The organism is Paracoccus sp. 228, assembly GCF_000967825.1.
Taxonomy (GTDB): domain Bacteria; phylum Pseudomonadota; class Alphaproteobacteria; order Rhodobacterales; family Rhodobacteraceae; genus Paracoccus; species Paracoccus marcusii.
Genome location: NZ_JYGY01000003.1, coordinates 316,426 through 329,383, shown reverse-complemented (window position 1 = coordinate 329,383; position 12,958 = coordinate 316,426). Strand labels below are relative to the sequence as shown.

Below are 12,958 nucleotides of genomic sequence, written 5' to 3'. Positions count from 1 at the left end.
CATGACGAACAGAAAGCCCGACGCATGACCGACACAGCCGCCCAACCCGCTTTGTACGACGCCGATTCCATCAAGGTTCTCAAGGGTTTGGACGCCGTGCGAAAGCGTCCCGGCATGTATATCGGCGATACCGACGACGGGTCCGGCCTGCACCACATGGTCTATGAGGTCGTGGACAACGGCATCGACGAGGTCCTGGCCGGCCATGCCGACTTCGTGCAGGTCAAGATCCATGCCGACAGCAGCGTCAGCGTGCGCGACAACGGGCGCGGCATCCCGGTCGACATGCATGCCGGAGAGGGCGTCAGCGCGGCCGAGGTCATCATGACCCAGCTGCATGCAGGCGGAAAGTTCGACCAGAACAGCTACAAAGTGTCGGGGGGCCTGCACGGCGTGGGCGTGTCGGTCGTGAACGCCCTGTCCGATTGGCTGGAGCTGCGCATCTGGCGCAACGACAAAGAACACTTCGTCCGGTTCGAGCGCGGCGACACCGTCAAGTCGCTGGTCGTGGTGGGCGATGCGCCGGGTGAAAGCGGGACCGAGGTGCGCTTCATGGCCTCGGCCAAGACCGTGCATCCGGACGGAACCTTCAGCAACCTGGACTACAGCTTCAAGACTCTGGAGAACCGCCTGCGCGAGCTGGCCTTCCTGAACAGCGGCGTGCGCATCATCCTGGAGGACGAGCGTCATGCCGAGGTCCAGAAGACCGAGCTGTTCTACGAGGGCGGCGTCAAGGAATTCGTGAAATACCTGGACCGGTCCAAGACCGCCGTCATGCCCGAGCCGATCTTCATCACCGGAGAGAAGGGCGGCATCGGCGTCGAGGTCGCGATGTGGTGGAACGACAGCTATCACGAGACCGTCCTGCCCTTCACCAACAACATCCCGCAGCGGGACGGCGGCACGCACATGGCCGGTTTCCGCGGCGCCCTGACCCGCGTGATCGGCAAATACGCGCAGGACAGCGGCATCGCGAAGAAGGAAAAGGTCGACTTCACCGGCGATGACGCGCGCGAGGGGCTGACCTGCGTGCTGTCCGTCAAGGTGCCCGATCCCAAATTCTCCAGCCAGACCAAGGACAAGCTTGTCTCCAGCGAGGTCCGTCCTGCGGTCGAGGGGCTGGTCGGCGAGAAGCTGGCCGAGTGGTTCGAGGAGAACCCGACCGAGGCCCGCCAGATCGTCGGCAAGATCATCGAGGCCGCCTTGGCCCGCGAGGCGGCGCGCAAGGCGCGCGAGCTGACGCGGCGCAAGACGGCGATGGACGTGGCATCCCTGCCCGGCAAGCTGGCCGATTGCCAGGAGAAGGACCCAGCACTGTCCGAACTGTTCATCGTCGAGGGGGATTCGGCCGGCGGTTCGGCAAAACAGGGCCGCTCGCGCCAGAACCAGGCCGTCCTGCCACTGCGCGGCAAGATCCTGAACGTGGAACGCGCGCGGTTCGACCGCATGCTGGGCAGCGACCAGATCGGCACGCTGATCACCGCGCTTGGCACAGGGATCGGGCGCGACGAGTTCAGCCTGAAGAAGCTGCGCTACCACAAGATCGTCATCATGACCGACGCCGATGTCGATGGCGCGCATATCCGCACGCTGCTGCTGACGTTCTTCTTCCGGCAGATGCCGGAGCTGATCGAGGGCGGGCATCTCTATATCGCGCAGCCGCCGCTCTACAAGGTCGGGCGCGGCCGGTCCGAGGTCTATCTGAAGAACGAGGCCGCGCTGGAGGATTACCTGATCCAGCAGGGCGTCGAAGGGGCATCGCTGCGGCTGGCCTCGGGCGAGGAGATCACCGGCAACGACCTGGCCCGCGTGGTCGAGGAGGCGCGGGTGGCACGCCGCGTCCTGCGCGCCTATCCGACCCATTACCCGCCCCACATCACCGAACAGGCCGCGATCGCCGGGGCGCTGGTTCCCGGCCGCATCGACCAGGACGCCCAGGGCGTGGCCACCGACATCGCCGCCCGCCTAGACCAGATCGCCGAGGAGTACGAGCGCGGCTGGCAGGGACGCCCGACTCAGGATGCCGGCATCCGCCTGTCGCGCACCCTGCGCGGGGTCGAGGAGAACCGCACCCTGGACGGCCAGATGCTGCGCAGCGGCGAGAGCCGCAGGCTGGGCGAGATGACCCAGGCCCTGCAGGACATCTATGCCAAGCCCGCGCGCCTGATCCGCAAGGATCGCGACCAGCCGATCCACGGCCCCCTGGGCCTGCTGCAGGCGGTGTTCCTGGAGGGCGAGAAGGGCCTGTCCCTGCAGCGCTACAAGGGACTGGGAGAGATGAACCCCGAGCAGCTGTGGGAAACCACGCTGGACCCCGTCGCACGCACCATGCTCCAGGTCCGCATCGAGGACGTGGCCGAGGCCGAGGACCTGTTCACCAAGCTGATGGGCGACGTCGTCGAACCGCGCCGCGAGTTCATTCAGCAGAACGCCTTGAACGTCGAGAACCTGGATACCTGAACGGCCCATGTTGCCCAAAGGTCACTGTCCATGCCCGTCACCGCGTGCAGGGACAGGGGCCAATGCGCGTTTTAATTGATCTTGGGCCGATTCTCTGCGCTGGATTGACCGGATATCATTTGCAGATCGGGCGCAGCCGGTGGGCGCGCCCCAGCTTTTCAGGAGTATCCCCCATGCGCCTCTTTGCTCTCTCCTCCGTCTCGGCCCTGGTTTTGGGGGCAGGCGCTGCCCTTGCCGGGGGCGTGGTGTCGCCCATCGTCGACGTGGCACCGGTGACGGTGACACCCGTGGCGCCGATCGCCTCGGCATGGGGTGGCGCCTATGTGGGCGGGTCGCTCGGCTATATCTTCGACACCGAGGATCAGGTGGGTTTCTCCGAGGTCATCGACGGCGAGGATGTGGGCCTGATCGGCGGGCTGGGTGATGTCGGCATCTCCGGCGCAACCGCAGGCCTACAGCTGGGCTATCGATGGCAGCGCGGCAACTGGGTCTTCGGTCCTGAACTGGGCGTCGAGTTCGGCTCGGTCGACGAAAGCATCGACATCGGCGATCCGCTGCTGGGCCGCGTCGAGAGCGAGATGAAGAACATCGCCACCCTGGTCATCAAGACCGGCTATGCGGTCAACCCGCAGACGCTGGTCTATGGCACCCTGGGCGTCGCCCGCGGTGATTTCGACTATACGCTGAGCACGGGCGACTTCTCGCAGACGCGCGGCTTCACCGCGACGGGTGCCGCGGGCGGCTTGGGCGTGGAGCGCATGATCAACCCGCGCACGTCGATCTTCGCCGAATACCAGTACCGCGATTTCGGCAATGAGCGGGTGGAGTTCTCGGATGGGATCGACACCCTCTCGACCCGCGCCAGCATGACCATGAGCAGCGTCAAGATCGGCGCGAACTTCCGCTTCTGATCAGACCACTCAGGATGACGGGGGCCGGCCGCGATGTGTGCCGGCCCTTTTTCATGCGCGGCGACGCATGCCCACCGGCACCGGCAGGGCGCGCGTGCCGCAGGCGATTGCCAACCCCTGCGGCACCAGCGCGGCCAGCGCCCTGTCCGTGACCTCCAGCCCGCCGGTATAGGCACCGAACGCGGGCAGGATCAGATGGTCGCGGCCGACAAGGAAACACCGCCGCCGCTGACCCGCCAGCCGGATGCAGGGGTGGTAATGGCCCGACACGTCCGGCCCCTGACCCGCCTCGTGGCGCAGGATCAGGCCGTCATGCAGCTCCGCCGCGGTATCGCCGGGCAGGCGGGGACAGATCGCCCCGGGGTCGTGGTTGCCTCTGACCCAGATCCAGCGCCGGCCCTGAGCCATCGTGCGCAGCCGGTCGCAGACATCGTCGGGCAGCGCGCGCCCCGCCGCGTCGTCGTCGAACCCGTCCCCCAGGCTGACGACCACCGCAGGATCGGTCGCTGCGATCTCCGCCTGAAGACGGTCCAGCGTCTCCAGCGTTTCATAGGGGGGCAGCAGGGCACCCCCGCGCCGCGCCATGCGTTCGGATTTGCCCAGATGCAGGTCGGCCACGATCAGCCAGCGCCGTTCGGGCCAGAACAGCGCACCGGTGGCCCGCGCCTGCAGCGCCTGACCGTCGAAATCGAAAGGGTGGAACGTCACGAAAGCCCTGCCTCTGCCATCAATGCTGCAGCCTCCGCCTCTGCCATGCGCTCGCGTCCCTGTCCCGCGATGGGCACGCGACCCAGTTCCAGCATCAGCGGCGCGGCCAGGGGGGACACACGCTCCAGCATGCGGTGGTCCAGGCGGTCGGTGCGGTCCAGCATTTCCTCGATCCGGCCGAAATCCACAAGCCCCCGGCTGGCCTCGGCCGCGGTGATGCGCAGCATCAGGTGGTCCGGGTCGTACTTGCGCAGCGTGTCGTACAGGATGTCGCTGGAGAACGTCGCCTGCCGCCCCGACTTGCGCGCGCCCGGCAGGTTGCGCTGGATCAGCCCCGCGATGGTCGCCACGTTGCGAAAGCTGCGCTTCATCACCGCATTGCTGGCCAGCCAGTCGCCCAGACCCTCGCGCAGACCGTCGCGGTCCAGCAAAGGCGCGGGATCGGTCACCGGGTCCAGCGACCAGATCAGCAGCGCGTAGTCGGTGGCCAGGAACCCCAGGGGGGCCAGCCCCGCCTCCTCCATTAGTCGGGTCATCAGCAGGCCCAGGGTCTGCAGCGCGTTGCGGCCCGCAAAGCCGTAGACCGCCAGATGCCAGCGTCCCTGGTGGGGGAACGCCTCGGTCAGCAGGGTGCCGGGGCGCGGCAGCGTGCTGACCCGCGCCTGCAGCGCCAGCCAGTCGCGGGTGTCAGCTGGCAGGCCTGCATGGGCCGCCGGATCGCCGATCAGCGCCAGAACCCGATGGGATAGCTGCGTCGATGTGGCCAGCTTCATGCCCGAGAACGTGGCGATGCGGGGCTCCTTGGAGGGCTGTTTCGTGACCTCGACCACCATCTCGCGCAGCGCGTCGTATCGCACCGTCTGCCCGCCGATCAGGAAGGTGTCGCCCGGTGCCAGGGTCGCGGCAAAGCCCTCCTCGACCTCGCCCAAGGGGGCGCCGCCGCGTCCGCGAAAGCGCACCTTCAGCATCTCGGCCTCGACGATGGTGCCGATGTTCATGCGCAGGTTTCGCGCCGCGCGCGGGTCGCGCAGACGCCACAGCCCGTCGCGTTCCATCAGCCGCTGCCAGCGGTCATAGGCCCGCAGCGCATAGCCGCCGGTGGCTGCGAACGCGACGCAGTCATCGAAATCGGCGCGGGACAGGTCACGATAGGGCCCGGCAGTGCGGACCTCCGCAAACAGCGCATTGGCGTCAAAAGGCCCCGCGCAGGCGGTCAGCAGGATATGCTGGCACAGCACGTCCAGCGGCCCCGGCCCCCGGTCGTCGCCGTCCAGATCGCGCTCGCGCACGGCCTGAAGGGCGGCCACGCATTCGATGACCTCGAAGCGGTTGGCGGGCACGATCCGCGCCCGTGACGGCGCATTGTAGCGGTGGTTCGCCCGCCCGATCCGCTGGACCAGCCGCTTGACATTGCGCGGCGCACCGACCTGGATCACCAGATCGACCGCGCCCCAGTCGATGCCCAGATCCAGGGACCCGGTCGCCACCACGGCGCGCAATTCGCCCGCGGCCATCGCGGCCTCGGTCCGGGCGCGGGCCTCGCGCGACAAGCTGCCGTGATGCAGGCCGATGGGCAGGTTCGCGTCATTCGCAGCCCAGAGCGCCTGAAAGAACAGCTCGGCCTGGGCGCGGGTGTTGATGAAGATGATCGTGGTCGTGGCCTGCGCCACGGCGGCCAGCACGTCGGGCACGGCGTAATGCCCGCCCGCGCCCGCCCAGGGCGGGGCCTTGGCGGTGGGCAGCATGGCGATGTCGGGGTCGGGGCCGGGGTCGGCGTGGATCACGGTTGCGCCGCCCATGAAGCGGGCCAGCCGCGACGGGTCCTCGACCGTGGCGGAGAGGCCCGTGACCTGCAGGTCGGGCGCCAGCGCGCGCAGCCGCGACAAAGCCAGCATCAGCTGATCGCCACGCTTGTTCTCGGCCAAGGCATGCAGCTCGTCCAGCACCACCCGGCGCAGGCCCCCAAAGATCGCGGGCGCCTGCTCATAGGACAGCATCAAAGCCAGCGATTCCGGCGTGGTCAGCATGATGTCGGGCGGGTCCATGCGCTGGCGGGCGCGCTGGCTGGCGCGGGTGTCGCCGGTGCGGTCCTCGATGCGGATGTCCAGGCCCAGATCGGCGACCGGGCGCGACAGGTTGCGCGCGATATCCGCCGTCAGCGCCTTCAAGGGCGAGACATAGAGCGTGTGCATCCCCTTATGCGGCGCGGTCAGTTCGACCAGTGACGGCAGGAACCCCGCCAGCGTCTTGCCGCCCCCAGTCGGCGCGATCAGCAGGCTGTCCTCCCCAGCCTTCAGCAGGGCCAGCTGATGCGGATGCAGCTGCCAGCCCTGCCGGGCGAACCAGTCCTGGAACGCGGGGGGCAGCGTCACGGGATCATGTCCTTCAGCGTCTGCAGCCGGTCGGCCTCGGCGGCGGGCTTGTCCCATCGGATGCGGCTGATGCGGGGAAAGCGCATCGCGACCCCGGATTTGTGGCGCGGAGAGGCGTTCAACCCCTCGAACGCGACCTCCAGCACCAGCTTGGGCGCGACGGAGCGCACGGGGCCGAACCGTTCGGTGGTGTTGTTTCGGACGAACCGGTCCAGCTCGCGCAGCTCCTCATCGGTGAAGCCGAAATAGGCCTTGCCCACGGGCACCAGCGTCTCGCCGTCCCACAGGCCGAAGGTGAAATCGCTGTAGAAGCCCGACCGCTTGCCATGCCCGCGCTGCGCATAGAGCATCACCGCATCCACCATCATCGGGTCGCGTTTCCACTTGAACCAGGGCCCGCGCGGGCGGCCGCCGACGTAAGGGCTGTCGCGGCGCTTGATCATCACGCCTTCGATCACGATGCTGGGCGGGTCGGCGCGCAGGGCCGCCAGATCGTCCCAGGTCCGGAAGGGCAGCAGCGGCGACAGGTCGATCCGGTCGCTGCCGAAATCGGCGTCCTCCAGCACCGCGCGCCGCTCCTGATGCGGCAGGTCGCGCAGGTCGCGCCCCTGCCAGATCATCGCGTCATAGACCCGAAGGCCCGCCGGATGGCTGTCCAGCATCGCGCGGCCAACGACCTTGCGGCCCAACCGCTTCTGCAGATCGCCGAAGGGCGCCACGTCGGCGCCGCGCCGCACCAGCAGCTCGCCATCCAGCGCACCGTCGAAGTTCAGCGCCTCCAGCAGGTCGGGAAAGGCCGCGCCGACATCCTCTCCGGTCCGGGAATAGAGGCGCCGGGTGCCGTCGTCGTTGATCGCCTGAACGCGGATGCCGTCCCATTTCCATTCCGCGATGTAATCGCCGGGATCGAAGGCGCGCAGCTGATCCAGATCGACCGGCGTGGAGAGCATAACCGGCCGGAAGGGCGCGCGGGCCGCGTGTTCCGGGCGCGCGCCTCCCGCGATCCAGTCGAACAGCGGCTGATAGGGGGGCGTCAGGCCGTGCCAAATCTCCTCGATGTCCTTGACCTCGGGGGGGCCCATTTCGGCCAGGGCCATGCGCGCCATGCGGGCGGACAGGCCCACGCGCATGTTTCCCGTGGCCAGCTTCAGGAAAGCCAGTCGCTGAGACGGACCAAGCCGGTCCAGCATCGCGGTGATCGCCGCAGGCAGCCCCGCGCGGCCCGTATCGCGCAGGAGCGCCACGGCGTCCCGCAGGGGCACGTCCTGATCCTGGTCGGTGTCCCACAGCAGCGCGATGGTCTCGGCCAGATCGCCCACGAAATCATAGGACATGGCGAACAGCTGTTCGTCCACTCGGCCCGCCATCAGCCCGCGCAACAGGCCCGGCGTCACCGCCCTGAGCTTCAGATCGCCGGTCAGCGCGGCCAGCGCATAGCCCCGGTCGGGGTCGGGCGTGGCCTCCAGGTAATGGCGCAGCAGGCGCAGCTTGGCGTTGCGCGCGGCGGTGAAGGCCAGCCGCTCGAGGAGATGGGCAAAGGCCTTCATTCCGGCTCGTCCTCGTATCCGATCAGGCGCAGGGGGCGGGACGCGATGTCCTGCAACGCGCACCAGCGCATCAGCCCGTCCTCGGTCCCGTGGGTGATCCAGACCTCCTGCGGGGCCAGCTCAAGGATGGTCTGTGTAACCTGCGGCCAGTCGACATGGTCACTGATGACCAGGGGCAGCTCCACCCCGCGCTGGCGCGCCCGCGCGCGCACCGTCATCCAGCCCGAGGCGAAGCCGATCACCGGGTCGCGGAACCGCTGGACCCAGGCACTGGCAAAGGCCGAGGGCGGCGCGATGACCAGCTGGGCATCGACCTGTTTCGCGGTGGCGGGGACCAGCGGGCCCAGGTCGATCCCTTGTTCCACGTGAAAATCGCACAACCGCTGCAGCGCGCCATGGATGGCGATGGGACCGTCGATCCCGGCCTGTCGGGCCAGCGCGATGACCCGCTGCGCCTTGCCCAGGGCATAGGCGCCGATCAGGTGCTGGCGTTCGGGAAACTCGGCCATGCTGGCGATCAGCTTGGTCATCTCGGTCAGCGGGTCGGGGTGGCGGAAGACCGGCAGGCCGAAGGTCGCCTCGGTCACGAAGATGTCGCAGGGCACCGGCTCATAGGGGGCGCAGACCGGGTTCGGGGCGCGGCAGTAGTCGCCGGACACGACGATCTTGGGGCCGCGGTCGGGTATGACCGCGATCTGGGCCGAGCCCAGGATATGGCCCGCGGGGTGAAAGCTGACCTGCACGTCGCCAATGCGGGCCACCCCTTGGGCGGCCTGGCGGGTGCCGGTGAAATCCTCGCCATAGCGGATCGCCATGATGTCCAGCGTCTGCTGCGTGGCCATGACGGCCCCATGACCCGCACGGGCGTGGTCGCCATGCCCGTGCGTGATCAGCGCGCGGGGCACCGGGCGGACCGGGTCGATGTAGAAATCGCCGGGCGGGCAATAGAGCCCGGCCTCGGTCGGGTGCAGGATCTGGTCGGGACGCATGGCACCATCATCGCAGGGGTTGGCGCGGGTTCAACGCCGCCGACGGCCGCAGGGGTCCGTCAGCTGGGCGGCGGCCGCTTGACCGGGGGCGCCTTGGACAGCTGCACCGCCAGGATGCCGGCCATGATGACCGCGACGCCGATCACGTCGCCCGCGCCCAGATCCTCGCCCAGGAACAGGGCGGCGGTGGCCACGCCGAAGAAGGGCGTCAGAAAATGGAACGTCGCCGCGCGCACCGCGCCGATGCGCCCGACCAGCATGAACCACACCCAGGTCGCCACCAGCCCCGGCACGATCACCGTATAAAGGAACGCCACGACCAGGCGCGGGGTATAGGTGACGTCCCAGGTCTCGAACCAGGGCGCGATCAGGCCCAGGGTCACCGCGCCGACCAGCATCTGCAGGCCCACGATCATCATCACGTTGCCGCCCGAACTGGCGCCCCGCACCGTCAGGGTCGCCACCGCCAGCGCCAGCGCCGCGACAAAGCACATGACGATGCCGGTCAGGTCGCTGCCGCCCTGTAGGCGCGCGCCCATGATGATCGCCACGCCCACCACGCCCAGGATCAGGCCGCCCACGCCCATCGGACGCAGGCGCTCGCCCATCAGGCTCCAGCCCAAGGCGGCCACCATCAGGGGCATGGTCGCGGCGATGATCGAGGCCAGTCCCGCCTCGATCCACTGCATCGCGGTCCAGTTCAGGCCCAGATACAGCGCGTTCTGGCACAGCCCCAGGATCAGCACGGCGCGCCACTGCGCCCGCGTCAGGGTGCGCCAGGTCTGCCCCATGGCCAGCGCGATCATCACGCCCACCACGCCCGACAGCGCAAAGCGCAGGGCCAGCGCCATCAGCGGCGGCGCCTCGGTCACGATCATCCGGGTCGAGGTGAAGGCCGAGGCCCACATCACCGCAAAGGCCAGACCCATCAGCAACGCGCGAAGATCCATGGACCAGGCCTTTCTTGCAGGTGATGCAAAACGGCTAGCAGAGCACCGCCGCGGGGTGAAGACATAAAGAAAAGGGGCCGTGCCCGATGGCACGACCCCGATCCGTCATCGCAGCATCTGCGGATCAGCTGTTGACGCTGTCCTTCAGGGCCTTGGCGATGGTGACCTTGACCTGCTTGTCGGCCGGCTTGGTCATCATTTCCTGGGTCTGCGGGTTGCGGACCTGACGCTCGGGACGGGCGCGGCAGGCGATCTTGCCGATGCCCGGCAGGGTCACCGCGCCGCCGCCGGCGACTTCGCGGGTCACGATCGCCACGATCGCGTCCAGAGCGGCCGAAGCGGATTTCTTGTCCGAGCCCATTTCTTCGGCGATCGTCGCCACCAGTTGGGTCTTGGTCATCGGTTTTGCAGCAGCCGTAGCCATGGTCCGTCTCCTCTTGCCCTGTTGCACCGGGCCCACAAATTGCGCCTTTTGCGGCATATCGCCTGCTACACACGGTTTTGACGGGCAGATCAAGCCTTTTTCGCCCCGCGCGCGAAAACCCGCGTTTGCTGGTGTTTTGCCGCCGCGCTACAGGAACGCCGTCTCGCTGAAGGACCGCAGCTTGCGCGAATGGATGCGCTCCAGCGGCATGTCGCGCAGCTTCTCCATCGCGCGGATGCCGATCAGCAGATGGTTGGCGACCTGCGTGCGATAGAAGTCCGTCGCCATGCCCGGCAGCTTCAGCTCTCCGTGCAGCGGCTTGTCGCTGACGCACAGCAGCGTGCCATAGGGGACGCGGAACCGGAACCCGTTCGCGGCGATCGTGGCGCTTTCCATGTCCAGCGCAACCGCGCGCGACAGCGACAGGCGGTGGACCGGGCCGGACTGGTCGCGCAGCTCCCAGTTGCGGTTGTCGATGGTGGCGACGGTGCCCGTGCGCATGATGCGCTTCAACTCGTACCCGTCCAGTTGGGTGACCTCGGCCACGGCCTCCTGCAGGGCGACCTGGACCTCGGCCAGGGCCGGGATCGGCACCCAGACGGGCAGGTCGTCGTCCAGCACGTGATCCTCGCGCAGATAGGCATGGGCCAGGACGAAATCGCCCAGGGACTGGCTGTTCCTCAGGCCCGCGCAGTGGCCCACCATCAGCCAGACATGCGGGCGCAGCACCGCAATATGGTCGGTCGCGGTCTTGGCATTGGACGGGCCGACGCCGATATTGACCAGGGTGATCCCCTGCCCGTTCGCGCGTTTCAGGTGATAGGTCGGCATCTGCGGCAGCTTGGACAGCGGCACGATCGTGTCGTGGCCGTCGGTGATCTGCTGGTTTCCGGGGGCGACGAAGGCGGTATAGCCGCTGTCCGGGGCCGACAGGACGCGGCGGGCAAAGGCCTCGAACTCGTCGACATAGAACTGATAGTTGGTGAACAGGACGAAGTTCTGGAAATGCTCGGGCGCGGTCGCCGTGTAATGGGCCAGGCGCGCCAGCGAATAATCCACGCGCTGCGCGGTGAACGCCGCCAGGTGCTGGCTGCCATCGGGCATGGCGCCGGCCACGCCGTTCACGATGTCGTCGTTCATGGTGTTCAGGTCCGGCACGTCAAAGACGTCGCGCAGGCTGAAATCCAGAACGCCCTCCTGCGGGACGGCCAGGTCGCTCTGGGCGGCGACCGCGAAATGGACAGGCATGGGCGTGTCCGACAGGCCGATGGTCACGGGTACCCCGTGATTCTTGATCAGCAGGCCCAGCTGCTCGGTCAGGTAATGCTGGAACAGGTCCGGGCGCGTCACCGTGGCCGCATAGACGCCGGGCGCGACCACATGGCCGAAGGACAGGCGGCTGTCGATCTTGCCATGCGTCGGGACAATCAGCCGCACCTCGGGGTAGAAGGCGCGATAGCGCGCGACGGGGGACGTGCCTTCCAGGATGGCGGTGAAATGGCCCAGCAGAAAGCCGGTCGCCTGGTCGTACAGCGCACGCAGATGGGCCACGGCCGCGGCCGCGTCGGTAAAGTCGCGGGGCGCCGCGGCGTCGGGGGTCTGGACCGGCAGAAAGCGGGCGTCTGTCGTCATCGGATCTGTCCTTCTTGCTGCGCCGACCCTGCCAGCGCGGCAGGCGGCAGGCAAGCGTCTGGCGCAGCCACGCGCGCGCCGTTACGGTGCCGTCATGAAGATGCTCGTTTTCGGTCACGGCTACAGCGCCGGCTTCCTGACACCCCTGTTGACCGCCCGCGGCTGGCAGGTCACCGGCACCACCCGCGACGACCCTGACCGCGTCGCGGCCGCAGGCGCCGTGCCCCTGCTGTGGCCGGGGTCCGAGGATGCGCTGCGCACGGCCATCGCCCAGGCCGACGCGATCCTGGTCAGCACCGCGCCCGGACCGGACGGCGACCCTGTTCTGGCCGCGTTCCGCGACGACTTGGCTCGCGCCCGGCTCCGGTGGCTAGGCTATCTGTCGACCACTGGCGTCTATGGCGACCGCGACGGGGGCTGGGTCGACGAGGATTCGGTCCTGGACGGGTCGGGGCCGCGCGGTCAGGCCCGCATTACCGCCGAAGCCGCGTGGCAGGACCTGGCCCGCGCCCATGACCTGCCGCTGCACATCTTTCGGCTGGCGGGGATCTATGGTCCCGCTCGCGGTCCGTTCCAGAAGGTCCGCGACGGCACCGCGCGGCGCATCATCAAGCCCGGCCAGGTCTTCTCGCGCATCCATGTCGAGGATATCGCCCAGGTCCTGCTGGCCTCGATCGACGCGCCCGACCCGATCGGCATCTACAACGTCTGCGACGACGATCCGGCCCCGCCTCAGGACGTGATCGCCCATGCGGCGACCCTGCTGGGCCTGCCCTTGCCGCCCGCGGTGCCCTTCGATCAGGCCGACATGACCCCGATGGCGCGGTCCTTCTATGGCGACAGCAAGCGGGTCCGGAACGACCGGATCAAGCGCGACCTGGGCGTGACGCTGCACTATCCCGATTACCGGACCGGGCTGGCCGCCCTGCTGGCCCAGGGCGCGTGAGGCCGCGCGCCGCATTGCC

10 protein-coding genes are annotated in these 12,958 nt (G+C 68.3%); 3 read left to right on the top strand and 7 right to left on the bottom strand.

Features of this window, described 5'->3' with window-relative positions; translation table 11 throughout:
* Nucleotides 1-24: 24 nt before the first annotated feature.
* Both gyrB and SY26_RS11195 read left to right on the top strand, forming a co-directional pair.
* Nucleotides 25-2,460, top strand: coding sequence for a DNA topoisomerase (ATP-hydrolyzing) subunit B (gene gyrB / locus SY26_RS11200; protein WP_045982300.1), 2,436 nt, complete (start codon nucleotides 25-27; stop codon nucleotides 2,458-2,460).
* A 173-nt stretch (nucleotides 2,461-2,633) separates the two neighbouring features.
* The gene (locus tag SY26_RS11195) at nucleotides 2,634-3,371 is read left to right on the top strand and encodes an outer membrane protein (RefSeq protein ID WP_046000569.1); all 738 of its coding nucleotides are present in this window, start codon (nucleotides 2,634-2,636) and stop codon (nucleotides 3,369-3,371) included.
* A 51-nt stretch (nucleotides 3,372-3,422) separates the two neighbouring features.
* On the opposite strand, the gene pdeM is transcribed toward SY26_RS11195, so the two are convergent.
* The 7 genes from pdeM to SY26_RS11160 all read right to left on the bottom strand — a co-directional run bounded on the left by pdeM (nucleotide 3,423) and on the right by SY26_RS11160 (nucleotide 11,993).
* Nucleotides 3,423-4,079 (bottom strand): ligase-associated DNA damage response endonuclease PdeM, encoded by a 657-nt coding sequence (pdeM, locus tag SY26_RS11190; RefSeq protein ID WP_046000568.1) that lies wholly within the window; start codon nucleotides 4,077-4,079, stop codon nucleotides 3,423-3,425.
* Nucleotides 4,076-6,451 (bottom strand): ligase-associated DNA damage response DEXH box helicase, encoded by a 2,376-nt coding sequence (locus SY26_RS11185; RefSeq protein ID WP_046000567.1) that lies wholly within the window; start codon nucleotides 6,449-6,451, stop codon nucleotides 4,076-4,078. The genes pdeM and SY26_RS11185 overlap by 4 nt, the downstream gene beginning before the upstream one ends.
* A complete protein-coding gene (locus SY26_RS11180; protein WP_046000566.1) occupies nucleotides 6,448-7,998 on the bottom strand; it encodes a cisplatin damage response ATP-dependent DNA ligase in 1,551 nt (516 codons plus the stop codon). Before SY26_RS11180 ends, SY26_RS11185 begins: the two co-directional genes overlap by 4 nt.
* The gene (locus SY26_RS11175) at nucleotides 7,995-8,987 is read right to left on the bottom strand and encodes a ligase-associated DNA damage response exonuclease (protein WP_046000565.1); all 993 of its coding nucleotides are present in this window, start codon (nucleotides 8,985-8,987) and stop codon (nucleotides 7,995-7,997) included. The genes SY26_RS11180 and SY26_RS11175 overlap by 4 nt, the downstream gene beginning before the upstream one ends.
* A 59-nt stretch (nucleotides 8,988-9,046) precedes the next feature.
* Nucleotides 9,047-9,937 (bottom strand): DMT family transporter, encoded by an 891-nt coding sequence (locus tag SY26_RS11170; protein ID WP_046000564.1) that lies wholly within the window; start codon nucleotides 9,935-9,937, stop codon nucleotides 9,047-9,049.
* A 124-nt stretch (nucleotides 9,938-10,061) separates the two neighbouring features.
* Nucleotides 10,062-10,361: an HU family DNA-binding protein gene (locus SY26_RS11165; RefSeq protein WP_042246023.1), complete on the bottom strand. Its 300-nt coding sequence runs from the start codon at nucleotides 10,359-10,361 to the stop codon at nucleotides 10,062-10,064.
* A 147-nt stretch (nucleotides 10,362-10,508) separates the two neighbouring features.
* Nucleotides 10,509-11,993: an AMP nucleosidase gene (locus tag SY26_RS11160; RefSeq protein WP_046000563.1), complete on the bottom strand. Its 1,485-nt coding sequence runs from the start codon at nucleotides 11,991-11,993 to the stop codon at nucleotides 10,509-10,511.
* Nucleotides 11,994-12,087: 94 nt separating this feature from the next.
* Here SY26_RS11160 and SY26_RS11155 point away from each other — a divergent pair, with 94 nt between their 5' ends.
* Nucleotides 12,088-12,939 (top strand): SDR family oxidoreductase, encoded by an 852-nt coding sequence (locus SY26_RS11155; protein ID WP_046000562.1) that lies wholly within the window; start codon nucleotides 12,088-12,090, stop codon nucleotides 12,937-12,939.
* The last annotated feature ends 19 nt before the right edge of the window (nucleotides 12,940-12,958 follow it).